Source organism: Streptomyces mayonensis (assembly GCF_018982965.1).
Classification (GTDB): domain Bacteria; phylum Actinomycetota; class Actinomycetes; order Streptomycetales; family Streptomycetaceae; genus Streptomyces; species Streptomyces mayonensis.
Window position 1 is genome coordinate 25,502 of record NZ_JACBYP010000058.1, and the last position, 23,947, is coordinate 49,448.

General features: G+C 72.1%; 21 protein-coding genes and 1 pseudogene. 14 read left to right on the top strand and 8 right to left on the bottom strand.

Annotated elements, in window-relative coordinates:
* Positions 1-277: 277 nt before the first annotated feature.
* The 7 genes and pseudogenes from HZS56_RS21610 to HZS56_RS21640 all read left to right on the top strand — a co-directional run bounded on the left by HZS56_RS21610 (position 278) and on the right by HZS56_RS21640 (position 8,201).
* The gene (locus tag HZS56_RS21610; protein ID WP_216722409.1) at positions 278-1,321 is read left to right on the top strand and encodes a BMP family lipoprotein; all 1,044 of its coding nucleotides are present in this window, start codon (positions 278-280) and stop codon (positions 1,319-1,321) included.
* A gap of 228 nt (positions 1,322-1,549) precedes the next feature.
* Entirely contained in the window at positions 1,550-3,274 is a 1,725-nt protein-coding gene (locus HZS56_RS21615; protein WP_308408120.1) for an ABC transporter ATP-binding protein, read from the top strand.
* Entirely contained in the window at positions 3,274-4,398 is a 1,125-nt protein-coding gene (locus HZS56_RS21620) for an ABC transporter permease (protein WP_216722410.1), read from the top strand. The genes HZS56_RS21615 and HZS56_RS21620 overlap by 1 nt, the downstream gene beginning before the upstream one ends.
* Entirely contained in the window at positions 4,395-5,819 is a 1,425-nt protein-coding gene (locus HZS56_RS21625) for an ABC transporter permease (RefSeq protein WP_374201190.1), read from the top strand. The genes HZS56_RS21620 and HZS56_RS21625 overlap by 4 nt, the downstream gene beginning before the upstream one ends.
* Positions 5,816-6,208, top strand: coding sequence for a cytidine deaminase (locus HZS56_RS21630; RefSeq protein WP_216722411.1), 393 nt, complete (start codon positions 5,816-5,818; stop codon positions 6,206-6,208). The genes HZS56_RS21625 and HZS56_RS21630 overlap by 4 nt, the downstream gene beginning before the upstream one ends.
* 30 nt (positions 6,209-6,238) lie before the next feature.
* Positions 6,239-7,516, top strand: a complete 1,278-nt coding sequence (locus tag HZS56_RS21635; protein WP_216722424.1) for a thymidine phosphorylase — start codon at positions 6,239-6,241, stop codon at positions 7,514-7,516.
* A gap of 96 nt (positions 7,517-7,612) precedes the next feature.
* Positions 7,613-8,201, top strand: a pseudogene (locus tag HZS56_RS21640) (Uma2 family endonuclease).
* 60 nt (positions 8,202-8,261) lie between these two features.
* On the opposite strand, the gene HZS56_RS21645 reads toward HZS56_RS21640, so the two are convergent.
* Positions 8,262-9,776 carry an aldehyde dehydrogenase family protein gene (locus HZS56_RS21645; protein WP_308408121.1) on the bottom strand — a complete coding sequence of 505 codons (1,515 nt, stop codon included), beginning with the start codon at positions 9,774-9,776 and terminating at the stop codon, positions 8,262-8,264.
* The gene (locus HZS56_RS21650) at positions 9,773-10,678 is read right to left on the bottom strand and encodes a dihydrodipicolinate synthase family protein (RefSeq protein ID WP_216722412.1); all 906 of its coding nucleotides are present in this window, start codon (positions 10,676-10,678) and stop codon (positions 9,773-9,775) included. Before HZS56_RS21650 ends, HZS56_RS21645 begins: the two co-directional genes overlap by 4 nt.
* Positions 10,679-10,970: 292 nt before the next feature.
* On the opposite strand from HZS56_RS21650, the gene HZS56_RS21655 reads away from it, so the two are divergent.
* From HZS56_RS21655 to HZS56_RS21665, 3 genes are all read left to right on the top strand, one after another.
* Complete coding sequence (locus HZS56_RS21655) at positions 10,971-12,161, top strand: enolase C-terminal domain-like protein (protein ID WP_216722413.1); 1,191 nt, start codon at positions 10,971-10,973, stop codon at positions 12,159-12,161.
* Between the two features lie 183 nt (positions 12,162-12,344).
* Positions 12,345-13,010 carry a GntR family transcriptional regulator gene (locus HZS56_RS21660; protein WP_253914632.1) on the top strand — a complete coding sequence of 222 codons (666 nt, stop codon included), beginning with the start codon at positions 12,345-12,347 and terminating at the stop codon, positions 13,008-13,010.
* Between the two features lie 367 nt (positions 13,011-13,377).
* Positions 13,378-14,805, top strand: coding sequence for an MFS transporter (locus HZS56_RS21665; RefSeq protein ID WP_216722415.1), 1,428 nt, complete (start codon positions 13,378-13,380; stop codon positions 14,803-14,805).
* Between the two features lie 83 nt (positions 14,806-14,888).
* On the opposite strand, the gene HZS56_RS21670 is transcribed toward HZS56_RS21665, so the two are convergent.
* On the bottom strand, positions 14,889-15,812 hold the full coding sequence (locus tag HZS56_RS21670; RefSeq protein WP_216722416.1) for an AEC family transporter: 924 nt from the start codon (positions 15,810-15,812) through the stop codon (positions 14,889-14,891).
* Between the two features lie 159 nt (positions 15,813-15,971).
* On the opposite strand from HZS56_RS21670, the gene HZS56_RS21675 reads away from it, so the two are divergent.
* Entirely contained in the window at positions 15,972-16,358 is a 387-nt protein-coding gene (locus HZS56_RS21675) for an STAS domain-containing protein (protein WP_216722426.1), read from the top strand.
* Here the strand turns inward: HZS56_RS21675 and HZS56_RS21680 are convergent.
* Together HZS56_RS21680 and HZS56_RS21685 are read right to left on the bottom strand one after the other, a co-directional pair.
* Positions 16,260-17,255 carry a sigma-70 family RNA polymerase sigma factor gene (locus tag HZS56_RS21680; protein ID WP_216722417.1) on the bottom strand — a complete coding sequence of 332 codons (996 nt, stop codon included), beginning with the start codon at positions 17,253-17,255 and terminating at the stop codon, positions 16,260-16,262. The genes HZS56_RS21675 and HZS56_RS21680 overlap by 99 nt on opposite strands.
* Positions 17,256-17,645: 390 nt before the next feature.
* Positions 17,646-19,013: an MFS transporter gene (locus tag HZS56_RS21685; RefSeq protein WP_216722418.1), complete on the bottom strand. Its 1,368-nt coding sequence runs from the start codon at positions 19,011-19,013 to the stop codon at positions 17,646-17,648.
* Positions 19,014-19,076: 63 nt separating this feature from the next.
* On the opposite strand from HZS56_RS21685, the gene HZS56_RS21690 reads away from it, so the two are divergent.
* Entirely contained in the window at positions 19,077-20,030 is a 954-nt protein-coding gene (locus HZS56_RS21690) for a LysR family transcriptional regulator (protein WP_216722419.1), read from the top strand.
* A gap of 179 nt (positions 20,031-20,209) precedes the next feature.
* Here HZS56_RS21690 and HZS56_RS21695 read toward each other — a convergent pair whose 3' ends face one another.
* Entirely contained in the window at positions 20,210-20,971 is a 762-nt protein-coding gene (locus HZS56_RS21695) for an alpha/beta fold hydrolase (RefSeq protein WP_216722420.1), read from the bottom strand.
* A 185-nt stretch (positions 20,972-21,156) separates the two neighbouring features.
* On the opposite strand from HZS56_RS21695, the gene HZS56_RS21700 reads away from it, so the two are divergent.
* Entirely contained in the window at positions 21,157-22,392 is a 1,236-nt protein-coding gene (locus HZS56_RS21700) for an adenosine deaminase (protein ID WP_374201191.1), read from the top strand.
* Positions 22,393-22,531: 139 nt separating this feature from the next.
* Positions 22,532-22,900: an ATP-binding protein gene (locus HZS56_RS21705; RefSeq protein WP_216722421.1), complete on the top strand. Its 369-nt coding sequence runs from the start codon at positions 22,532-22,534 to the stop codon at positions 22,898-22,900.
* Positions 22,901-22,990: 90 nt separating this feature from the next.
* Here HZS56_RS21705 and HZS56_RS21710 read toward each other — a convergent pair whose 3' ends face one another.
* Together HZS56_RS21710 and HZS56_RS21715 are read right to left on the bottom strand one after the other, a co-directional pair.
* Complete coding sequence (locus HZS56_RS21710) at positions 22,991-23,194, bottom strand: PspC domain-containing protein (RefSeq protein WP_003974070.1); 204 nt, start codon at positions 23,192-23,194, stop codon at positions 22,991-22,993.
* A gap of 94 nt (positions 23,195-23,288) precedes the next feature.
* Entirely contained in the window at positions 23,289-23,828 is a 540-nt protein-coding gene (locus HZS56_RS21715; protein ID WP_216722422.1) for a VanZ family protein, read from the bottom strand.
* Positions 23,829-23,947: the final 119 nt, after the last annotated feature.

Consider the following 23,947-nt stretch of genomic DNA (forward strand, 5'->3'; position numbering starts at 1 on the left):
GACTGGGCACTTTGTCCCGGGCGACGCGCCGTCCGCGCGGCGTGTCGCCCGGGCCGAAGTGTCCAATCGCCTCCGCTCCCGAGCCCCGAGGGTCACCCTCCGCCACCTTTCGTTTGCGCCCGGCGAGCCTTCCGGGCCCGTCCGCGCCGCCTTGCTCACGGCCCTATAACAAGGTGGACAGAAGGGGTTTTCAGGCAGGTCTACGCGCGTTAATCTGCGGCGAAGCCAGCGCCGCAGCCGAACCGTCCCCGGCGCTTGTACGACAGGAGCACCAGACATGCGCCGGATTTCCCGGATCACGGTCGCAGGCGCAGCGACCGCCTCCCTGGCCCTCGCCCTCTCCGCCTGCGGTGGCACCTCGACCTCCTCCGGGTCGGACGACGGCGACAAGGGTCTCGCCATCGCGTACGACGTCGGCGGCGAGGGCGACCAGTCCTTCAACGACGCCGCGCACGCCGGACTCCAGCGCGCGGAGAAGGAGTTCGGGTACAAGACCGCCGCCATCGAGCCCACCGACGGCGAGACCAACGCCGACAAGGAGCAGCGGCTCGTGTCGCTGGCCAAGCAGGGCTACAACCCGGTCGTCGGGGTCGGCTACGCCTACGCCGCGCCCCTGAAGGCGGCAGCGGAGCGGTACCCGGACACCACGTTCGGCATCGTCGACGACGCCACCATCGAGGCGGAGAACGTCGCCGACCTGGTCTACAACGAGGAGCAGGCCTCCTACCTCGCCGGTGTCGCCGCCGCCAAGAGCACCAAGACGAAGACGGTCGGTTTCGTGGGCGGTGTGGACAACCCGCTGATCCACAAGTTCCAGGCCGGCTACGAGCAGGGCGTCAAGGACACCGACCCGAAGGTCAAGGTCGTCGCCCAGTACCTCACGCAGACCGCGGAGGAGGGCGGCTTCGCCAGCCCCGACAAGGGCAAGACCGCCGCCGAGGGCCAGATCGAGAAGAAGGCCGACGTCGTGTACGCGGCCGCGGGACTCTCCGGCCAGGGCGTGATCGAGGCCGCCGCCGCCAACAAGATCTGGGCGATCGGCGTCGACTCCGACCAGTACAAGCAGGAAGCCCTCGCCAAGTACAAGGACTCCATCCTGACTTCGGCCACCAAGGACGTCGCGTCGGCGGTGTACAGCCTCGCGAAGTCGGTCGAGGACGGCAAGCCGGAGACCGGTATCGTTCGGGGCGATCTGAAGTCCGGCGAGATCGGCCTCTCGGACTCCAACCCGAAGTTCGCGGACGACGCCGAGCTCCAGGCAGCCATCAAGACGGCCAAGGAGAAGATCATCAGCGGCGAGATCAAGGTCAAGAGCAGCTGAGCACCACCAGCACCACCTCGAACTGCGTGTAACCGCGCCGGTTGCGCCGCTCGGCGGGGTACGGAGAGGAGCCTGCGGGTCTCCTCCTCGTACCCCGTCGTGTCGATGTGCCGCCGCCGCTTTGAGATGCCGTAGGGGCGCTACGCGCGTAGACGGCCCCCGTCCCCAGGAGAGTGCGCCATCAACGCGTCCAGCAGCCCTCCGGCGAAAGCGGCGGTCAACGAATCGGTGACCGCCGTCGAACTCGCCGGGATCACCAAGCGGTTCCCCGGCGTCGTGGCCAACCACGACATCCACCTCACCGTCCGCAAGGGCACCGTCCACGCCCTCGTCGGCGAGAACGGCGCCGGCAAGTCGACGCTGATGAAGATCCTCTACGGCATGCAGAAACCGGACGAGGGCACCATCGCGACCGACGGCGAGCAGGTGACCTTCTCCTCGCCCGCCGACGCCATCGCCCGCGGCATCGGCATGGTCCACCAGCACTTCATGCTCGCCGACAACCTCACGGTCCTGGAGAACGTGGTCCTCGGCAGCGAGAAGCTGTACGGCATCGGCGCGCGGGCCCGCCGCAGGATCAAGGAGATCTCCGAGCGGTACGGCCTGGGCGTACGCCCCGACGTCCTGGTCGAGGAGCTGGGCGTCGCCGCCCGCCAGCGCGTGGAGATCCTCAAGGTCCTCTACCGGGGCGCCCGCACCCTGATCCTGGACGAGCCGACGGCGGTCCTCGTTCCGCAGGAGGTCGACGCCCTCTTCGACAACCTCCGCGAGCTCAAGTCGGAGGGCCTGTCGGTCATCTTCATCTCCCACAAGCTCGGCGAGGTCCTCTCCGTCGCCGACGAGATCACCGTCATCCGCCGCGGCACCACGGTCGGCACCGCCGTCCCCGCCGAGACGACGCCCCGCCAGCTCGCCGAGCTGATGGTCGGCAGCGAACTCCCGACGCCGGAGACGGCGGAGTCGACGGTCACCGACCGCGCGGTCCTCACCGTCGACACGCTGCGCCTCGCCGCCCCCGGCGGCAAGGCCCTCCTGGACGACATCTCCTTCACCATCCACGCGGGGGAGGTCCTCGGCATCGCCGGCGTCGAGGGCAACGGCCAGACCGAGCTGGTCGACGCGCTGATCGGCCTGCGCCACGCGGACTCCGGCACCATCCGCTTCCTCGACCAGGACATCACCGCGCTGCCCACCCGCAAGCGCCGCGAGCAGGGCGTCGGCTACATCCCCGAGGACCGCCACCGCCACGGGCTCCTCCTGGAGGCGCCCCTGTGGGAGAACCGCATACTCGGCCACGTCACCGAGAAGCCCAACAGCAAGGGCGTCTGGCTGGACCCGAAGGGCTCCCAGGAGGACACCCGGCGCATCGTGGAGACGTACGACGTGCGCACCCCCGGCATCGACGTCACCGCCGCCTCGCTGTCCGGCGGCAACCAGCAGAAGCTGATCGTCGGCCGCGAGATGAGCCACAAGCCGCGCTTCCTGATCGCCGCCCATCCCACCCGCGGCGTGGACGTCGGCGCGCAGGCCGCGATCTGGGACCACATCCGCGAGGCCCGCCGCGAGGGTCTGGCGGTGCTGCTGATCTCCGCCGACCTGGACGAGCTGATCGGCCTGTCCGACACCCTCCGGGTGATCTACGACGGCAGGCTGGTCGCGGACGCCGACCCGGCCGCCGTCACGCCCGAGGAACTGGGCTCGGCGATGACCGGCGCCGCCAGCGGCCACCTGGAGCACGAGGAGCCTCCGGGCGACGACGGCTCCGGTGCGGGAGGGGCCGAGGACGACGACGGCTCCGGTGCGGGAGGGGCCGAGGACGGCGACGGCTCCGGTGCGGGAGAGGCCGGGGGCGACGGCGGCCCCGGTGCGGAGAAGATCCCGGGCGACGCCGGCCGGGGCGTGGACAAGACCCCGGGCGATGCCGGCTCCGGTGCGGAAGGCGAGGCCCGCTGATGAAGAAGTTCGACAAGGAGCGCGTGCTCCTCGCGGTGGCCGGACCGGTCATCGCGCTCGCCGTGGCCTTCGTGCTCAGCGCGATCGTCCTGATCGCGTCGGGCAAGAACCCGGTCGAACCGTTCGCCCTGATGTTCGAGCAGGCCGGGTTCTCCGACATCCAGGTCCTGATCGTCAACCAGGCGTCGATGTACTACATCGCCGCCCTCGCGGTGGCCATCGGCTTCCGGATGAACCTCTTCAACATCGGCGTCGACGGCCAGTACCAGCTCGCCGCCATGACGGCCGCGATCGTCGGCGCCCACGCCGACCTGCCGGCCGCCCTGCAGATCCCGCTGCTCCTGCTGACCGCGGTGCTCACCGGTGCCTTCTGGTCCGGCATCGCCGGTGTCCTGAAGATGACCCGCGGGGTCAGCGAGGTCGTCGCGACGATCATGCTCAACTCCATCGCCACCGCCGTCATCGGCTACCTGTGGCTGCCCGACGTCTTCGGCGTCAAGATCGGCAACAACAACACCACCGGCGAGATGCACGAGTCCGGCTGGGTCCCCGGCATCGACATGGGCGCCGCCGGCGAGATCTACGGCCTGGTGATCCTCGCCGTCGTCCTCGGCATCGGCTACTGGCTCGTCCTCAACCGCACCCGCTTCGGCTTCGACCTGCGCGCCTCCGGCGCCTCCGAGTCCGCCGCCGCGGCCAGCGGCGTCAACCCCAAGCGGATGGTGCTCACCGCGATGCTGATCTCCGGCGGACTCGCCGGACTCGCGGGCCTGCCGATCCTGCTCGGCGACACCCACACCTACAGCCTCAACTTCCCCACCGGCATCGGCTTCCTCGGTATCGGCATCGCCCTGCTCGGCCGCAACAGCCCGGTCGGCATCGCCTTCGCCGCCCTGCTGTGGGCCTGGCTCGACAAGGCCTCGCCCGAGCTGGACTTCCACGGCTACGACAAGGAGATCGCGGTCATCATGCAGGGCCTGATCGTCCTCGCGGTGGTCGTCTCCTACGAGGCCGTCCGCGAGTGGGGCCTGCGCCGCCAGCAGCGCCGGGTGGGCGCCGAGCTGGCCGCCGGACACGTCCTCGGCGCCACCGACAACACCGAGAAGGAGGTGGCCGGCCGATGACCGCCCCGACCACAGCGACCGACGTCAACCAGCCGTCGCTGCAGCCCACGGCGCCCACCGGCCGCCGGATGTCCCTGCCCGTCCTGATGCTGGTCATCGCCGGAGCCCTGGCGCTGACCTCCCTCGTCCGCCTCGTCACCGGCGCCAACGGCATCACCAACGTCAGCCAGATGTCCACCGCGCTCCAGCTCGCCGTGCCGATCGGCCTCGCCGGTCTCGGCGGCCTGTGGGCGGAGCGCGCGGGCGTCGTCAACATCGGCCTCGAGGGCATGATGATCCTCGGCACCTGGTTCGGTGCCTGGGCCGGCTTCCAGTGGGGCCCGTGGACCGGCGTCCTCGTCGGCATCGTCGGCGGCGCGCTCGGCGGCCTGCTGCACGCCGTCGTGACGATCGCCTTCAACGTCAACCACATCGTCTCCGGCGTCGCCATCAACATCCTCGCCCTCGGCGCCACCCGCTACCTCGCGCCGCTCGCCTTCGAGGGCCACCAGGGCGGCTCCGCCAAGCAGTCCCCGCCGGTCGACTCGCTCGGCCACTTCTCGGTCCCGGGCCTCTCCAGCGGCCTGGACAGCCTCAACAACCAGCACTGGTTCTTCGTCTCCGACCTCGCCGGCCTGCTCGGCGGCCTGGTCACCGACGTCTCCTGGCTGACCCTGATCGCCGTCGCGCTGGTCCCGGCCAGCTGGTACATCCTGTGGCGCACCCCGTTCGGCCTCCGCCTGCGCTCCTGCGGCGAGAATCCGATCGCGGCCGAGTCCCTCGGCGTCAACGTCTACAAGTACAAGTACCTCGCCGTGATCATCTCCGGCGGCCTGGCCGGACTCGGCGGCGTCTTCCTCTCCATCGTCGCCAACCCCTTCTACCTGGAGGGCCAGACCAGCGGCCGCGGCTACATCGGCCTCGCCGCGATGATCTTCGGCAACTGGATGCCCGGCGGCCTCGCCATCGGCGCCGGCCTCTTCGGCTACACCGACAGCCTCAACCTGCGCGGCGGCTCGGCCAACGTGCACGCGCTGCTGCTGCTGGTGGCGCTGCTGCTGGTGATCGCCGCCGTCGGCGTGCTGCTCAAGAAGAAGTACATGGTCGGCGCGGTGGCGCTGGTCTTCGCGGCGGTGATGGCGGTCTGGGAGAAGGCCGACGGCCACATGCAGTCCCGGCTCGACTCGGCCCTGCCCTACGTCGCGGTCCTGCTCGTCGTCGGAGGACTCTGTCTGCTGGTCGTGAAGCGATACGCCGCAGGAGTGCTCCTGCTCGCGGCTGCCGGGATGACGGCCTGGTACGCCGGTACCAACGAGGTCCCCAACCAGGTCGTCTCCGCCACGCCGTACGTCGTCACCCTCGTCGTCCTCGCGCTGTCCGCGCAACGGCTGCGGATGCCGAAGGCGGACGGCATGCCGTACCGGAAGGGGCAGGGCAAGTGACCGACGTCGACTGGGGCGCGCTGCGCACCGCCGCCCGCGAGGCGATGGCCCACGCCTACGCCCCGTACTCCGGTTACGCCGTCGGCGCCGCCGCCCTGGTCGACGACGGCCGCACGGTCACCGGCTGCAACGTGGAGAACGCCAGCTACGGCATCGGCCTGTGCGCCGAGTGCGGGCTCGTCTCCCAGCTCCGGCTGACCGGCGGCGGCCGGCTGACGCACTTCGTGTGCGTCGACGGCGAGGGCGAGGTCCTGGTGCCGTGCGGCCGCTGCCGGCAGCTCCTGTACGAGTTCGGCGGCCCGGACCTGCTCCTGGAGACCCCGGAGGGAATCCTCCCCCTGTCCCGGATGCTCCCGCAGGCCTTCGGGCCCGAGTACCTCACCAAGTAGCAACTCGCGTTAGGAAAGCCAGACATGGCCATGGACGTCATCTCCGTCATCCGCACCAAGCGGGACCGCGGCGAACTCAGCGGCGAGCAGATCGACTGGGTCGTCGACGCCTACACCCGCGGCGAGGTGGCCGACGAGCAGATGTCGTCCCTCGCGATGGCGATCCTCCTCAACGGCATGAACCGTGGCGAGATCGCCCGCTGGACGGCCGCGATGATCGCGTCGGGCGAACGCATGGACTTCTCGTCCCTGTCCCGCCCGACCGCCGACAAGCACTCCACGGGCGGCGTCGGCGACAAGATCACCCTGCCGCTGGCACCCCTGGTGGCGGCGTGCGGCGCGGCCGTCCCGCAGCTCTCCGGCCGCGGCCTCGGCCACACCGGCGGCACCCTGGACAAGCTGGAGTCGATCCCGGGCTGGCGCGCGCTCCTGTCCAACGAGGAGATGCTGGACGTCCTCGACACCACCGGCGCGGTGATCTGCGCGGCGGGCGACGGCCTCGCGCCCGCCGACAAGAAGCTCTACGCGCTGCGCGACGTCACCGGCACGGTCGAGGCGATCCCGCTGATCGCCTCCTCCATCATGTCGAAGAAGATCGCCGAGGGCACCGGCTCGCTGGTCCTGGACGTGAAGGTCGGCTCGGGTGCCTTCATGAAGACGGTCGAGGACGCGCGGGAGCTGGCCTCCACGATGGTCGGCCTCGGCACCGACCACGGCGTGAAGACCGTCGCCCTCCTCACCGACATGGCCACCCCGCTGGGCCTCACGGCGGGCAACGCCCTGGAGGTCCGCGAGTCCGTCGAGGTCCTGGCGGGCGGCGGCCCCTCCGACGTGGTCGAGCTGACCCTCGCCCTGGCCCGCGAGATGCTCGACGCCGCGGGGCTGAAGGACGCCGACCCGGCGAAGGCGCTGGCCGACGGCTCGGCCATGGACGTATGGCGCCGCATGATCACGGCCCAGGGCGGCGACCCGGACGCGCCGCTGCCCACGTCGAAGGAGCAGCACGTCGTCAAGGCGCCCTCCTCCGGCGTCCTGACCCGCCTCGACGCCTACGACGTCGGCGTCGCCGCCTGGCGGCTGGGCGCGGGGCGCGCCCGCAAGGAGGACCCGGTGCAGGCCGCCGCGGGCGTCGAGCTGCACGCCCGCCCCGGCGACACCGTCGCCGCCGGCCAGCCCCTGCTCACCCTCCACACCGACACCCCGGACCGCTTCGCGTACGCCCTCGCGGCGGTGGAGGACGCGTACGACGTGGCCCCGGCCGGCACGGACTTCACGGCCTCGCCGGTGGTGCTGGAGCGTATCGCCTGACCTGCAGTTTCCCCATTCGGGTGAACGGGATCGGTAGACCAGTACCGGTCCCGTTCGGCATGCTGGGATCGGTGACGCACCGATGGGAGAACCGCCATGAGCGCACTCACCGTGAGCCAGGATCCCGAACAGAGCTGGGACGAGCTTGTCCGGTTCTGGGAGGAGATGGAGTGGCCCGAGGGCAGCAAGGTGGAGATTATCGAGGGGATCATCACCGTGTCACCCACTCCCGCGTACCGCCACAATGTGATCGCGGATCGCATTCAGACGCCGTCTCTACTCAGCGATCCCCGAGGATTGGGCGATTTTCCAGACTCTGTCCATCGCTGTGCCCTCCCGGCTGGGAATGTTCGTCCCAGATCTCTTGGTGACACCGGTCGATGAGGAGCGGGGCGAAGAGACCAGCCATGTCTCCGCCGCCCTCGCAGAACTCGTCGTCGAGATCACCTCCCGGTCCAACGCCCGGCACGACCGCATCACCAAGCCCGCGGCCTGCGCCACCGCCGGCATCCCGCTCTACCTCCTCGTCGACCGCTGGGCCCCGGGCGGACCCACGGCGACGCTGTACGGCGAGCCGAAGGGCGACGTCTACCGCCTGCTGAGCGCTGCGAAGTTCGGCGACCCCCTCAAGGTCCCCGCCCCCTTCGACCTCGTCATCGACACCGGCGAGTTCCCCGAGGCCTGACACCGGAAGGGCGCCGCCGGGTGGCAAAGGGCGGCGCCCCGTTCCGGTTGGTCGGTCCGGTCACCCCGGCAGCCGCAGCCGGCCGTCGACCCGGCGCGGAACCGAGGCGTCCCCCTCCCGCAACTCGGGCGGCAGCAGGTGGGCCGGGCTGTTCTGCCAGGCCAGGGGCCGCAGGAAGCGGCGGAGACCGGCCGGGCCCACGGACGTGTGCTGGTTGTCGGTGGCCGGCCACGGGCCGCCGTGCTGCTGGGCCCAGCTGACCGCCACCCCCGTGGGATAGCCGTCGAAGAGCACCCGGCCGCTCCGCCCGGCGAGCGCCGCGGCGGCGCCGTCGCGTACCGGGTCGTCGCCGCTGCCGCCGTGGACCGTGCCGACCAGGGCGCCGGGCAGCCGCCGGAGCAGCGGCTCCAGGGCTTCGGGGCTGTAGCGGACGAGGAGAGCCACCGGACCGAAGACTTCTGCGACGCCCGCCGCGTCGAACTGCTCGGCGTCCAGCACCGCGACCGCCGGCCGGGTGCGGTAGCCCTCGCGGTCCGGCTCCGCCGAGCGGGTCAGGTCCGCGGTTGCGGCCAGGCGGTCGAGGCCGCCGGCGTAGGAGGCGGCGATCCGGTCGTTCAGCATGGCCGGGAGCGGGCGGTCCGCGACCCGTCGGCGTACGGCGTCGACCAGGCCGTCACCGGCCGGGGTGCGCGGCACCAGGACGAGGCCGGGCTTGGTGCAGAACTGGCCGCCGCCCAGGGTGAAGGAGTCCACCAGCCCCTCGGCGATCGACTCGGCACGCTCCTCGGCCGCGCGCACCGTGACCACCAGCGGGTTGACGCCGCCGAGTTCGCCGTAGAAGGGGACCGGCACGTCACGCGCGGCGATCACCGTCTTCAGCGCCGCCGCTCCCGCGTGGCCGCCCGTGAAGGCGACGGCCGTGATGCGCGGGTCGGCGACGAGGGTCAGACCGGCGTCGGTGCCGTGGACGAGGGACACCGTGCCCTCGGGCGCCCCGTGCGCTCGCACGGCGTCCTCGAGGATCCGCCCGCACAGGGCCGACGTGAGCGGATGGCTGCTGTGCGCCTTGACGACCACGGCGCAGCCCGCGGCCAGCGCGGCGGCGGTGTCGCCGCCCGGCACGGAGAAGGCCAGCGGGAAGTTGCTCGCCCCGAAGACCGCCACCGGCCCCAGCGGGACCAGCATCCTGCGCAGGTCGGGGCGGGGACCCATCGGGGTGTCGCCCGCGTGGTCGACCGTCGCCTCCAGGTAGCCGCCCTCGTCGACGACGTCGGCGAACAGCCTGAACTGATAGACGGTACGCGCCAGTTCGCCTTGCAGTCGGCCGGCGCCGAGCGCGGTCTCCCGGTCGGCCGCGGCCACGACCTCGGGCCCCTCGGCCTCCAGGGCCTCGGCCATGCGGCGCAGCAGCGCGCTGCGGAAGGACCGGCCGCGCGCGGCCAGTTCGGCACTGGCCCGGGCGGCCCGCTCGCAGGCCGCCGCGACCTCGGCGTCGGTACTGGTGCGCAGGCCGGTGCCGGTGACGGTCCCGGTGCTCGGGTCCGCCGTGGTGATGGTTTCGCCGGTGGTCGTCACTTGACCCCCCAGGTTTCCAGGATGGCGCCGATCCGCTCACGGACCTGCGGCGCGGGCCGAGCGGACGGCGGGCGGACCCAGGAGCCGCCCAGACCGATCTGGTGCAGGGCCTCCTTGACCACGCTGACGTTGTCCGCACTGTTGCGCGCCAGCCGCAGTTCCTCGAACTCGCGCACGCTGTCCCACGTCTTCATCGCGCTGTCGAAGTCCCCGGCGGTCAGGGCGTCCTGCAGGCCCGTCGACAGGTGCGGGGCGATGGCGGCGAGCCCCGAGGTGAAGCCCTGCGCGCCGACGGCCGCGTAGCCGGGGGCGGTGAGTTCGGCCAGGCCCGCGATCCAGGTGAACCGCTCCAGACCGGCCTGACGTGCGACGACGGCGAAGGCGGCCGTGTCCGGCAGCGCGTACTTCACGGCGACCACGTTGGGGCAGGCGTCGGCCAGTTCCCGGAACTCGCCGGGGCCGATCGCCGGGTTCTTGACGTAGGGCACGATGCCGAGATCGGGGACGGCCGCGGCGATGCGGCGGTGGTAGTCGACCCAGCCCTCGGCGGAGACGTAGGGGTGCACGGGCTGGTGCACCATGATCGCCTCGGCGCCCCGGTCGCGGGCGTAACGCGCGTCGTCGACCGCGGTCGCGACGTCGAACCCGACACCGGCCAGCAGCAGGGCGCGGTCGGCGGCACCGGCGGCCACCACGTCGACCGCGGTGCGGCGCTCGGCCGGGGTCAGGCAGTAGAACTCACCCGTGTTGCCGTTGACGGTGACGACGCCGACCCGGCCCTCGACCAGGCGGGCCACCACACGTTCGAGGACGGGCCGGTCCACCTCGTCCTCGTCGGTGAAGGGGGTCGGTGTGATCGCGACGACGGTGGCCAGTCGGGACCGCAGGTGCGAGGGGTCCATGCTCTCCTCCGATCAGGGCGCCTCAAGCAGGGCACCTATTGATATACGAGATATGAAAGTAGAGAGGAGAGAGGGAGCGGTCAAGGGGCCAGGTGTGTCGTCGGGCGCCCGTGTCACCGTAAAGCGGACGTCGTGGTCGGGAGTCGTCCGGGGGCTTCTGTCAGGTTTCCGGTTCGGAAGTCTTGACGTGTCGAGGTGTGCTGCTTAGGTTCGGCATTCGTATACGAGATATACGAGCGGATCGGCCGGGCCCGAACCGGCAGGCACCAGCGCGGGACACGAGAGGAACGCCATGTCACTCGTCGAGAAGGTCGAGATCATCCAGTTCAACGAGGACGAGCCGGACTACCTCCGGACCTTCGACTCCGAGGACCGGGCGGGCTCGTGGTACTACAGCCCCGGCAGCGTCGGGCAGCGCGGCCACCTGATGGTGCGCGTGCACACCGCCGACGGGCTGACCGGCGAGTACGCCTACCACGCCACGGCCGGCGCGGCCGCGCTCCAGGCGGTGGACGTCGCCCGCGTCCTCGTCGGGCGGGACTGGCAGCACCGCGAGCGGCTGTTCCGCACCGCCCGGCGCATGGCGCGGCCGATGCACAACTACGGCCTCTCCTTCGTCGACAACGCCCTGTGGGACCTGGCCGGCAAGGCCTACGGCGCCTCCCTGACCGAGCTGCTCGGCGGTTGGCGCGACCGCGTGCCGGCCTACGCCTCCACCGTCAACGGCGACCGGGCGGGCAGCCTGTCCTCCTCCGAGCAGGTCGTCGAGTTCTTCGGGCAGCTCCAGCAGGCCGGCTGGCGCGGGTTCAAGATGCACAGCTGGCACGAGGGCGACAAGTGGGAGGAGGCCCGCAACGTCACGCGGATGCGCGAGGCCCTGGGCGAGCGGGCCGAGCTGATGCTGGACCCGGCCTGCGTCTTCGACTCGCTCAGCGACGCGATCTTCGTCGGCAAGGCCTGTCAGGAGGCCGCCTTCCGCTGGTACGAGGACCCGCTGCGGCCCATCGGCGTCGGCGTCCACCAGCACCGGCAGCTCAGGGACGCGCTCGACATCCCCATCCTGCAGACCGAGCACGTGCCCGGTCCCGAGGCCAAGGCCGACTTCCTGCTGGCCGGCGGCACCGACCTGCTGCGCGTGGACGCGCACTACGACCTCGGCGTCACCGGGTCCCTCACCACCATCAAGTTCGCGCAGTCCCTGGGCGTGAACGTCGAGGTGCACGGCCCCAGCCCCGTCCACCGGCACCTCGTCGCCTCACTGCAGGGCACCTCGATGTACGAGGTCGCCAACGTCTCCCCGCACCACTCGAACCCCTCGCCGCACATCTACACCTGCGGCTACACCGACGACTGGACGAGCATCGGCGAGGACGGCACGCTGCCGGTCCCCTCCGGCCACGGGGTGGGTGTGAGCTACGACCTGGACCTGATCAGGAAGCAGGCCGTGCACACCTGGACCGTCACCGCCGACGGCGTCGCCTGAGGCGGAGCCGGCAGCCGCGAAGGGGCAGGCGTCCCGTTTGTTCCGGGTCTCCGGGCGTTGACCCGGCCGGTCGCAGGCCCGTAGGATCGTATCTCATACGCGAGAGGAGAGTCGGTGAGCAACCGTCGCACGACGGGCGAGGAATTCGCGCCGGTCGAACTCTCCCTCGCACACGTCGATCCGCTGGCCAACCGTACCGAACAGGCGGCGTCCGTCATCCGGCGGGCGATCCTGACCGGCCGGCTGCGCCCGGGGCAGCCACTCGTCGAGTCCGACATCGCGGCCTCCCTCGGCATGTCCAAGACCCCGATCCGTGAAGCCCTCAAGACCCTCGTCGGCTCCGGGCTCGTGGTGCTGAGCGCCTACCGGGGCGCCAGCGTCCGGGCGATGGACAGCGCGGCGGCCGCCGCGGTGTACGACATGCGCCTGCTGCTCGAACCCGAGGGCGTCCGCCGCTCGGTGCGCAACGGCGGTGACCTCGGCGCGGCCCGCCGCTCGCTCGACCTGGCCGCCGAGGCGGGCAGGGCCGGCGACACCGCGGAGATGAGCCTGCACAACCGCGAGTTCCACCAGGCCCTCTACATGGCCTGCGGCAACCCGATCCTCGTCCGCACCCTGGACGACCTGCGGGACCAGGCGGCGCTGGTCAGCGTGTCCGGCTGGCGGTCCGCCGGCGGGCCCTGCGACGAGGCGGAGGAGCACGAGGACATCCTCGCCGCCGCCCAGGCGGGCGACGCCAACCGGGCCGCGCAGCTGCTCGCCGCCCACATCTCCGGCTTCATCCAGCGGGTGCTGCCCGCTCTCGACGGGCAGGTCGACCCCGCACCGGCGGCGGACCGCTCGCACTGAGCCCCTCGGCCGGAGCGGGAGCCGAGTCCCGTACCGGCTCCGCGCCCGGTCCGTACCGAGTCCCCGCGGTCCGCCGGGCCGCACGAACAGAACAACGCGCCCCGGCTTCCCCGCGCAGCCTCACCACGCCTCCCGCGCGCCGGGCGGCCCGCACGAGCCTTCCCCCGGCCCCGTGCCCGCGCTCCTGATCCCTGCTGTCCTTGCTGTCCTTCCTGTCCTTGCTGTCCTTCGTGATCCCTCCCGAGCCTCGCTCCGCCGCGCGCCCCGTCGCCCGGCTGCCCGGCTGCCCGGCTGCCCGGTGGGCACGCCCCTCCTCCCCGGCGCCGCAGCGCCAGTCACTGCCCCTACTCGCCCCAAGGCAGGTGCGATGAAGCACTCTCCCGCAGCCGTCACCGACCCGCCGGCGCTCACCGCCGCCACGAAGAAGGCCTACTGGCGCCTGGTCCCGCTGACCATGCTGATGTTCGTCGTGAACTACATCGACAGGGTCAACATCGGCTTCGCCAAGGACGCACTGGAGTCGGACTCGGGCATCGGCGCGGCCGCCTACGGCCTCGGCGCCGGCCTGTTCTTCATCACCTACGCCGTCTTCGAGATCCCGAGCAACATCCTGCTCGAACGCTACGGCGCGAAGTTCTGGCTGACCCGCATCATGATCAGCTGGGGCATGGTCTCGGCGCTGATGATGTTCGCGCACAACGAGACCATCTTCTACGTGCTGCGCATGGCCCTGGGCGCCGCCGAGGCCGGGTTCTTCGCCGGCGTCATCTTCTACTTCACCCAGTGGTTCCCCAACGCCGCCCGCGGCCGGGCCAACGCCGCCCTGTTCTCCGCGTCGGCGCTCGCCGCGGTCATCGCGGGGCCGCTCTCCGGCGCCCTGCTGAGCATGGACGACACCCTCGGGCTGCACGGCTGGCAGTGGATGTTCCTCATCGAGGGGCTCGCCGCGGTTTTCATCGGCCTGGTGGTGTGGACCCGGCTGGTCTCCCACCCGTCCGAGGCGCCCTGGCTCTCCCAGGAGGAGAAGACGGCCCTGATCGACCGGCTGGCCGCCGAGGAGGCCGAGCGGGTCGCGACCAAGGCCGACAAGGCCCCCTCCCGCTGGTCGATGCTGCGCGACCCGCAGATGCTGCTCTTCTGTTTCGTGTACTTCGCCGCCCAGCTCGCCCAGTACGCCGTCACCTTCTGGCTGCCGGACTTCGTGCGCGACATCGGCGGGCTCAGCGAGTTCACGATCGGTGTGATCTCCGTGGTGCCGTTCGCCGTGGCGTTCTTCGCGGTGCTGGCCGCCGGCCAGATCTCCGACCGCACCGGGCTGCGCCGCACCGTCCTCGGCTCCGGGTTCGTGCTCGCCGCCGTCGGCCTGACCGCCGCCGCCCTCGCCTCCCCGGTACTGGCCGTCGTCATGCTGATCGTCGCGACGGTCGGCTTCAAGGTGGCGGCCTCCTCGTTCTACGTCATCCCCCAGCAGTACCTGGTCGGCGCGATGGTCGCCCCCGGTATCGCGCTGATCAACTCCGTCGGCAACCTCGGCGGGTTCGTCGCGCCCACGCTCCTCGGCCAGGTCGAGCAGCGGACCGGCAGCGTCGACAACGCCCTGCTGATCGTCGCGGTCATCTGCCTGGTGGCGCTGGCCGGATGCGCGCTCATGCGCTACCAGCAGGGCGTCCGGGACACCGACCGGCACACCGGTCCCACGGGCAAGGGCGCGGGGACGGGCGCGGGTACGGATACGAGCCCCGGGCCGGACCTGCCGGCGACCGGACCCGGCCGGACCGTCGGCAACAGCGGCTGAGCGGGGCGCCGTCCGCCGTCCATCGCCCACCGCCCGGCGCCTCGACGTCAGGTGGTGGGCGGCGGGCCTTCACCTCCCCGGCGTCACCCGAGCACCGCCGCCACCGCCACCAGCACCGGCACGGACACCACCGTCGACACCAGGATCGCGTCCCGCGCCAGCCGCTCGCCCACCTCGTACGTCGACGCGTACGTGTACAGGTTCTGCGCGGCTGGCAGTGCCGACGTCACCACCACGTCAAGGAGTTGCGCGCCCCGCAGGCCGAAGACGCCCGAGGCGAGGGCCCAGGCCACCGCGGGCTGCCCCACCGCCTTGAGCACCACCGCAAGCAGCACCGGCTCCCGGTCCGCGCCCCGCATCGGCACCGTCGAACCACACAGGGAGATGCCGAAGGCCAGCAGCACCGCCGGGACGGACATGTTGCCGATGAGGGTCAGCGGGTCCATGACCGGGGCCGGCACCCGCAGACCGCTCGCGGCGACCGCGACCCCGGCGAGCGAGCCCAGGGCTATCGGATTGCGCAGCGGTGTCAGCAGCCGCCGCCACAGCGGACGGCCCTGCGCGCCACCGCCCGACAGGTCCAGGATCGTCACCGCCACCGGTGTGACCAGCACCAGCTGGAACAGCAGCACCGGCGCCACCAGCGAGGCGTCGCCCAGCACGTAGACGGCGATCGGGATGCCGAGGTTGCCGGAGTTGACGTAGCCGGAGCAGAGCGCGCCGATCGTCGTACGGCCCACGCCCCAGCCCCGTACGACGCCCACCGCGACGAAGACGCCGGCGACCGCGACCGTGGACAGCGCCGTCACCAGCAGGCGGCTGGAGAAGACCACCGACAGGTCGGCCTCCGCGAGGGTCGTGAACAGCAGGGCGGGGGAGGCCACGTGGAAGGCGAGCTTCGTCAGTACCTCGCGCCCCTGAGGGCCGAGGTGGCCCCGCAGCCCGAGCACGTACCCCACGGCGATGACCACCGCGATCACCGCGAAACCGGTCAGCACCCCCTGCACGGCGTCGCCTCCCCGGTGAGGTCGGTGATGTGCGGCCGCACGGAGGGAGGAGACGGTAGGTGGGGCATACAGCAAACCCTCCGGTGGAGGGCATGCGCAGGTCAATGTGATCTCTGATCGCGGACACCGATGACGCAGACACCGATGACGCGGACACCGATGAGTTCCCGCCGCGCACCGGGTCTACCGCACGTGGACGCCGTGACACCCGCTGTACTCGTGCTGCCGGGGCCCGTCTCCCGCGGGGAGACGCCCCGGCTCTGCGACGAGGTGCGCGCGCTGCTGGAAACCACCCGGGCCGGGGTGGTCGTGTGCGACGTCGGCGGTCTGGGACCGCCGGGGCTCGCCGTCGTCGACCTGCTGGCCCGGCTGGAGCTGGCCGCCCGGCGGGCCGGTGGCCGCATCCGGCTGCGCGACCCCGACCCCGCCCTGCACGCGCTGCTCGACCTAGTCGGCCTCCGCTTCGAGACGGAGCGGCAGGTCGAACAGCGGGAACCACCGCTTGGTGTCGAGGAAGCAGTGGAACCCGGTGATGCGGCCGTCTGAGATCTCCAGCACCTGGACCGCCCACGGCGCGAAACCGCCCGCCTCCGGGTCCGGCTTGTAGTGCGCGAAGGCCGGCAGCCCGTTGGCCTCCACCCGCCGCAGCCGGGATCCCGCGCACCCCGCGCCGAGCGTCGTCATGAAGCCCGTGATGTCGGCCGGGCCCGCCAGCCACAGGTCGAACGGCGGCATCGTCATGATCGCGTCCTCGTGCAGCAGCGCGGTCAGCGCCGTCATGTCGTAGCCCTCGAAGGCCGCGACGTAGCGCTCCAGGAGCTTCTGCTGCTCCTCGTCCAGCGGGTCCGACACCGCCGCGTCCTCGCCCCGGTCCGACCGCTCCGCCAGGGTGGCGCGGGCGCGCTGCAGGGCGCTGTTGACCGACGCGACCGATGTGCCGAGCAGCTCGGCGACCTCGCTCGCCCGCCAGGCCAGCACCTCGCGCAGGATCAGCACCGCCCGCTGCTTGGGCGGCAGCTGCTGCAGGGCGGCCATGAAGGCGAGCCGCACCGACTCCTTGGCGACCGCGGCCTCGGCGGGGTCGGCGGTCGAGGGCAGCACACGGGCGTCCGGCATCGGCTCCAGCCAGGTGTGGTCCGGGCGGGGCGACAGGGCGGCCCGGGCGAGCGGCGTCGCCTCGGTGAGATCCATCGGACGGGCCCGTTTGTTGCCCGCGGACAACATGTCCAGGCAGACGTTGGTCGCGATGCGGTAGAGCCAGGAGCGGAGACTGGAGCGGCCCTCGAACTTCTCGTAGCTCCGCCAGGCGCGGACCAGGGTGTCCTGCACCGCGTCCTCGGCCTCGAAGGAGGAGCCGAGCATCCGGTAGCAGTACCCCGTCAGCTCGGTCCGGTGCTTCTCCAGCGCCGCGTCCAGCTCCGTCGTCACGGTGCCGTTGGTCATCGTCCACCCACCCCTGTGGCCGTCCCGTCGGGCGCGTCTTCGCACCCCGCACTTCGGAAGCTACCGCAGGGGACTGACAATGGCCTGTGCAGTCAAAAAAGGCGCAGGTCAGGGGCGCCCTTCCGGCCTCGCGCCGTCGGTGGGACACCGGCCCTCGCCGTCGGTGGGACGTCGCTCGCGCGTCGGTGGGATGCGGGTCGTGGGCCGTCGGTGGGACGTCGCCCCGTGGCGTTGGCGGACCGGCCCCCGCGCCGTCGGTCGGACACCGGCCCTCCCGATGTCGGCGGGACACCGGCCCCGTGCCGTTGGCGGGACACCGGCCCCGTGCCGTCGGCGGAACGCCGGGCCCGGCGCCCGTACGCCTGTACGCCCGTACGCCCGTACGCCCCGTCAGTGGGACACGCCCGGCGTCCGCGCCGGGGCGTCGTCGGCCCGGTGGCGGGCGGCGGCCAGGGTGCCGGCCACCGTGATCGTCACGACTCCCGCCACCGCCAGCAGCCCGACCCCGACCGTGCTCGCCCAGCCGCCGGAGTGGAAGGCCACCGCGCCGACCGTGCTGCCCGCGCTGGAGCCGACGTAGTAGGCGGACTGGTACAGCGCCGCGGCCTGGGCACGGCCGTGCTGCGCGGTCTTGCCGACCGCCGACGACGCCACCGCGTGTCCGGCGAAGAAGCCCGCCGTGATCAGCACCAGGCCCAGCAGGACCGTCGGCAGCGAGGGGGCCAGGGAGAGCAGCAGGCCCGCCGCCGTCGTACCGGCGCCCAGGTAGAGCGCGCCGCGGCGGCCGAGGCGGCTCACCAGCCGGCCCGCCGTCGCCGACGAGACCGTGCCGACCAGGTACACCAGGAAGATCGAGCCGATGAGACCCTGCGGCAGCGAGAACGGCGCCTCGGACAGCCGGTAGCCGATCACCGTGTAGACGCCGCCGAAGACCGTCATGAACAGCGCGCCGATCGCGTACAGGCGGCGCAGCAGCGGGTTGGCCAGGTGGTCGCGGACCGTGCGGACCAGGACGCGCGGCCGCAGCGAGCCCGCCGTGAAGTGCGTCGGCGCGGGCAGCAGCAGCCGGAAGGCCACCGCGCACCCGACCGCCACGAGGCCGATCACCCCGACGGCGACCCGCCAGCCCCACTCCTGGGCGACCCAGCCGGTGATGACCCGGCCACTCATGCCGCCGACACTGTTGCCCGCCACGAACAGACCGATCGCCGTGACCAGCGCCCGCGGTGTGACCTCCTCCGCGAGGTAGGCCGTCGCCGAGGCCGGCAGCCCGGCCAGTGCCGCGCCCTGGACCGCCCGCAGCGCGACCAGCACCGGCAGCGACGGCGCGAAGGGCACCAGCAGCCCGACGGTCACCGCGACCGCCAGCGACGCCGTCATGACCGTACGCCGTCCGAAGCGCTCCGACAGCGCGCTCATCGGCAGCACGAACACCGCGAGGCCACCGGTCGCCGCGGCCACCGTCCAGCTCGCGTCGCTCGCCGTGCCGCCCATGTCGCCCGAGATCAGCGGCAGCAGGGCCTGGGTGGAGTAGAGGAGCGCGAAGGTCGCGACGCCCGCCAGGAAGAGGGCGAGGCTCATCCGGCGGTAACCGGGGCCGCCCGGGGCCATGCGCGAGTCGGAGGGCTCGGGGACGGAAGGGGCCGGGAGGGCGGAGGGGGCCGAGGGGTCCGCGGCGTCCGAGGGGTCCGAGGGGTCCGAGGGAGCGGCTGGGGCGGCGTCCACGGTCGTGGACGCCCCGGTATCGGCGGGAGTCATGTCTCGAAGGTACGGAGCCCCTTACTCATCCGTCCAATGCATGGAATGGCCATAATCGTTCCCATGGTGCATCAGTCAAGCTCACGGCCCCGCCTGTCACCGTCCGGTGACACGGAAGACATCGTCGCGCTGCTCGCCCCCCGCCTCGCGCACTTCGCCGGCGTGGCCCGCACCGAGCACGTCACCCGGGCCGCCCAGGAGATGAACGTCCCCCAGTCGACCCTCTCGCGCGCCCTGGTCCGCCTGGAGGAGGACCTCGGCGTCGACCTGTTCGTGCGCCGCGGCCGGACCCTCGCGCTGACCGTCGCCGGACGCACCTTCCTCGGCTCCGTCGAACGCGCCCTCGCCGAGGTCGAGCGGGCCGCCGACGAGGTCCGCGCCGACGCCGACCCGACCACCGGCAAGGTCGCCTTCGGGTTCCTGCACACCATGGGTGCCGAGACCGTCCCCGGTCTGCTGCACGCCTTCCGCGCCGACCACCCCCGCGTCCGCTTCAGTCTCGTCCAGAACTACGGCGAGGCCATGCTGGAACGCCTGCGCGCCGGCGAGCTCGACCTCTGCCTGACCTCGCCGGTCCCCGACGCCCCCGACCTGGTCGCCCGCCGGCTCGACGAGCAGAAGCTGCGCCTGGTCGTTCCGGCCGACCACCCCCTGGCCGGGCGCAGACGCATCCGCCTCGCCGAGGCCGCCGACGAGAACTTCGTGACCCTGGAGCCGGGTTACGGGCTGCGCCGCATCACCGACGCCCTGTGCCGGCAGGCCGGGTTCCGGCCCAGGGTCGCCTTCGAGGGGGAGGAGGCGGAGACCCTGCGCGGCCTGGTCGCCGCGGGACTCGGTGTCGCCCTGCTGCCCCCGCCCGCCGTGCCCCGCCCCGGCGTAGTCGAACTGACGGTCACCGCCCCGCGCGCGGCCCGGGAGATCGGCGTCGCCTGGCTCGCGGGGCGGACGGACACGCCGCCCGTGGCGGCGTTCAAGAGGTTCCTGCTGTCGAGGAGGGGGAGCCTGCTGCCGTCCTGACCCGCGCATCGCTGGGCTCCCGGGCCCTCACGTCCCCCCCCGCGGGTTCCCGGGCTCCCGGGCCCTCGCGTCCCCGGGCCCTCGCGTCCCCGGGCCCTCGCGTCCCCGGGCCCTCGGGTCCCCGCGTCCCGGGTCCCTGGCGCCCATTGCCCCCGGCACCCCGTGTCCCCCTCGCGTCGTTACCGCCGCAGCGACTTACCGAACCCCGCCGCCAGCGGCATCCGCAGTCCCAGCGGCGGCGGCGCGGCCAGCGCGTCCTCCACCGGGCGCGAGAAGGACTGCCCGAACAGCGCGCCCATCACGAAATCCTCGGCCAGCGCGGTGACTTCCTCCCGGTACTGCCGTAACCCGTGGCCGTCCGAGTGCACTTCGAAGCGGCACACGGCGCGGTTCGCCTTCTTCGCCCGTGCCGCCAGCCGGAACGACAACTCCGGGTCGCTGCGCTCGTCGTTCGTGCCGTGCACGATCAGCACCTGCCGCCCGGCGAGCTGCCGCACCGGTTCGGTCGGCGCCGCCACGTCGTCCTCCGGCAGCCAGGGAGCGATCGCCAGCACGGAGTTGACGGCCTCGTGCCCGGCGGCGCGCAGCGCGGCCCGCCCGCCCATGCCGGTGCCGGCCAGGCAGACGGGTACGTCGCCGTAGCGCCGTACCGCCTCGTCGGCCGCCCACTCGGCGTCCCGCGCGAGGTGCGCCTCGGAGCCGTTCCAGCCGCGGTAGCGGTAGTGCACGACATGCGCCGCCAGCCCCTCGTCCCGCCCCGCGCGCGCCATCCGGCGACCCAGCGCCCGTACGGACCCGGTCGCCAGCAGCGGCGACGGTCTGCGGCTGGACACCTCGTCGCCGCCGGGGAGCAGCAGCACCACGCCGCTCACCGCCGTCCCCTCCGGACCGAGCGTTCGCCCCAGCCGGGCCCGACGGACCGGCGTCGCTTGCTGTGCCATGGCAGAACATTCTCAGAAGACCGGGTGTACGCCACCTGTCCGCGCAATCACCGTTACATATCGGCGGATCCGTACACCGCCGCGCTCCCGCCGAACCGTGCGGCCGTCCCTCCGCGGTCGCGGCCACGGCTGCGGATTCGTGCGTTCGCCCGGTGTTCTACGCGCGTAGGAGTTAGAGTGCGGAAATGACGAGCCCAGCGGAGACGACGAGCCGGAGCACCACGACGAACACCCCCAACACCCCCAACACCCCGAGCACCCCGAGCACCATGACGAACTCCGCGAGGGCCCTGACGCCCGACCGGATCCGCCGGGCGCCGAAGGTCCTGCTGCATGACCACCTCGACGGCGGACTGCGCCCGGGCACGGTCGTGGAACTCGCCCGTGAGACCGGCTACGCGGGACTGCCCGCGGCCGACGCCGACCGGCTCGGCGCCTGGTTCCGGCAGGCCGCCGACTCGGGGTCGCTGGAGCGCTACCTGGAGACCTTCTCCCACACCGTCGGCGTCATGCAGACCCGCGAGGCGCTCGTCCGGGTCGCCGCCGAGTGCGCCGAGGACCTCGCCGAGGACGGCGTCGTCTACGCCGAGGTGCGGTACGCCCCCGAGCAGCACCTCGAGAAGGGGCTCACCCTCGAAGAGGTCGTCGAGGCCGTCAACGAGGGCTTCCGGGAAGGCGAGCGGCGCGCCCGGGAGAACGGCCACCGCATCCGGGTCGGCGCCCTGCTCACCGCCATGCGGCACGCCGCCCGCGCCCTGGAGATCGCCGAACTCGCCAACCGCTACCGCGACCTCGGCGTGGTCGGCTTCGACATCGCGGGCGCCGAGGCCGGGTACCCGCCCACCCGCCACCTGGACGCCTTCGAGTACCTGAAGCGGGAGAACAACCACTTCACGATCCACGCCGGTGAAGCCTTCGGCCTCCCGTCCATCTGGCAGGCCCTGCAGTGGTGCGGCGCCGACCGGCTCGGGCACGGGGTGCGCATCATCGACGACATCCAGGTCCAGGAGGACGGCACGGTCAAGCTCGGCCGGCTCGCCTCGTACGTCCGGGACAAGCGGATCCCGCTGGAACTGTGCCCCAGCTCCAACCTCCAGACCGGCGCCGCCGACTCCTACGCCGAGCACCCCATCGGGCTGCTGCGCCGGCTGCACTTCCGGGCCACCGTCAACACCGACAACCGCCTGATGTCCCACACCGGCATGAGCCGGGAATTCGAGCACCTTGTCGAGGCGTTCGGTTACACGCTCGACGACATGCAGTGGTTCTCTGTCAATGCGATGAAATCAGCGTTCATTCCTTTCGATGAAAGACTCGCCATGATCAATGACGTGATCAAACCCGGATATGCCGAGCTGAAGTCCGAATGGCTGTTCCAGCAGACGGCTTCCACCAGCGGTGATGCGGGCGGCAAGGAGTGAGTGAGGTGTGACGGTAATACGTGGTGCGGGTCGGCTTTCACAATCCGTCCGCATTTCGATGTTTGCCGCGGAGGGCGGGGCGTGTTTACGGTCGAGCACCGCTCACATCCCCCTCACCCCATTACGAGGACGCATTTCCATGAAGCACTCTGCTGCCAAGACCCTCGGTGTCGCCGCCCTCGGCGCAGCCTTCGCCGCCGCCGGTGCGGGCGCGGCCTCCGCGGCCCCCGAGCTCCCCGACACCGCGCAGACGGTGGACTCCGTCGCGCGGACGCTCCCCGCGGAGACGGTCTCCCAGGTGGCGCCCGGCGCGGGCAACGTGCTGGAGCAGGGCCGTCGCATCTCCCACACGGGTCTGACCGCCGCCCAGCCGGTCGTCGAGCAGCTGGTCGCGGAGCAGCTGAACGAGGGGCCGACCGAGCCGGCCGCCAAGCTGCTCGGCGGCCTGCCCACGCAGGGACTGCCCACCCAGGGCCTCGGGGTCAACGGCCTCCCGCTCGGCGGCTGAGCCCCGCCCCACCCCTCCCACGCGCCGACGGGGCGCACCCGGTGTCGCCGGGTGCGCCCCGCCGTCGTACCAGAGGGGGAGGTACGGGTGTCACCAGGCCGTGCGGGCCGCCTTCTCCTCGGAGGGGAGGAGGATCCACAGGGCCAGGTAGAGCAGGAACTGCGGGCCGGGCAGCAGGCAGGAGACCAGGAAGATCACCCGCATCGTGCCGGCGGAGGTGCCGAAGCGCCGTGCCAGCGCGGCGCACACTCCGCCGATCATGCGGCCGTGGGTGGGGCGGGCGAGGCTGGACATCGCGGCTCCTTCGTGAGCGTGTGGACGGGTCGCCGTTCGGCTTCCCCTTCATCTGCCCTCCACGCTACGAGGACGAGCCGGACATTACGTCGCCCTAGGGAGCTACACCGACCCTGGTAATCGTCGGGGTCCGTCCCTGAGAGGGCTCCTCCTGGGGGATGTCCTGCTGGTACCTGCGGTGTAGCCGGGCCCGGCCGGCGGGGACGACGGCGAGGTGCACGAGGGCCGCGCCGACCGTGTTCAGCAGCAGCGAGTCGACGTCGACGACCTGCCCGGGAACCCCGGTCTGGAGCATCTCGATACCCAGGGACAGCAGCGCGGTGGCGGCGAGGGTGCGCAGCAGGGAGGCCAGCGGCGAGACGACCGGCCGTCCGCCGGCCATCGGCAGCAGGACCCCGAGCGGCGCCAGCAGGGCGAGCGACCCGCCGAGCGAGCGGGCCGCCTCGGGCCAGCCCAGCGCCAGGTCGGCGCGGATGCCGGCGAACGGCTGCAGATTGGGCGGCAGTACCCAGGGCACGTCCAGCGGACGCAGCGTGTACCAGGCGACGAAAGCGAGATGCGCGACCAGGAGCACACTTCCTGTCGCACGGATGCGGAGCACGGCGCTGCCGCCGAGGAACCCATGACGCTGCACGCCCCCCTAGACGCGACCCGCGCCGCGCGCGGTTCCGGCCTCCTGCACGCAAGGGTGAGGCTTGCGCCACACGGCCCCCACACGGCCCCCACACAGGCCCCGCACGGGCCCCCGCACGG

Coding starts and splice junctions, on each gene's coding strand:
- HZS56_RS21610 (WP_216722409.1), top strand. CDS start 278: ATGCGCCGGATTTCCCGGATCACGGTCGCAGGCGCAGCGACCGCCTCC.
- HZS56_RS21620 (WP_216722410.1), top strand. CDS start 3,274: ATGAAGAAGTTCGACAAGGAGCGCGTGCTCCTCGCGGTGGCCGGACCG.
- HZS56_RS21625 (WP_374201190.1), top strand. CDS start 4,395: ATGACCGCCCCGACCACAGCGACCGACGTCAACCAGCCGTCGCTGCAG.
- HZS56_RS21635 (WP_216722424.1), top strand. CDS start 6,239: ATGGACGTCATCTCCGTCATCCGCACCAAGCGGGACCGCGGCGAACTC.
- HZS56_RS21650 (WP_216722412.1), bottom strand. CDS start 10,678: ATGGACCCCTCGCACCTGCGGTCCCGACTGGCCACCGTCGTCGCGATC.
- HZS56_RS21655 (WP_216722413.1), top strand. CDS start 10,971: ATGTCACTCGTCGAGAAGGTCGAGATCATCCAGTTCAACGAGGACGAG.
- HZS56_RS21665 (WP_216722415.1), top strand. CDS start 13,378: ATGAAGCACTCTCCCGCAGCCGTCACCGACCCGCCGGCGCTCACCGCC.
- HZS56_RS21675 (WP_216722426.1), top strand. CDS start 15,972: ATGAGTTCCCGCCGCGCACCGGGTCTACCGCACGTGGACGCCGTGACA.
- HZS56_RS21680 (WP_216722417.1), bottom strand. CDS start 17,255: ATGACCAACGGCACCGTGACGACGGAGCTGGACGCGGCGCTGGAGAAG.
- HZS56_RS21685 (WP_216722418.1), bottom strand. CDS start 19,013: ATGACTCCCGCCGATACCGGGGCGTCCACGACCGTGGACGCCGCCCCA.
- HZS56_RS21690 (WP_216722419.1), top strand. CDS start 19,077: ATGGTGCATCAGTCAAGCTCACGGCCCCGCCTGTCACCGTCCGGTGAC.
- HZS56_RS21695 (WP_216722420.1), bottom strand. CDS start 20,971: ATGGCACAGCAAGCGACGCCGGTCCGTCGGGCCCGGCTGGGGCGAACG.
- HZS56_RS21700 (WP_374201191.1), top strand. CDS start 21,157: ATGACGAGCCCAGCGGAGACGACGAGCCGGAGCACCACGACGAACACC.
- HZS56_RS21705 (WP_216722421.1), top strand. CDS start 22,532: ATGAAGCACTCTGCTGCCAAGACCCTCGGTGTCGCCGCCCTCGGCGCA.
- HZS56_RS21710 (WP_003974070.1), bottom strand. CDS start 23,194: ATGTCCAGCCTCGCCCGCCCCACCCACGGCCGCATGATCGGCGGAGTG.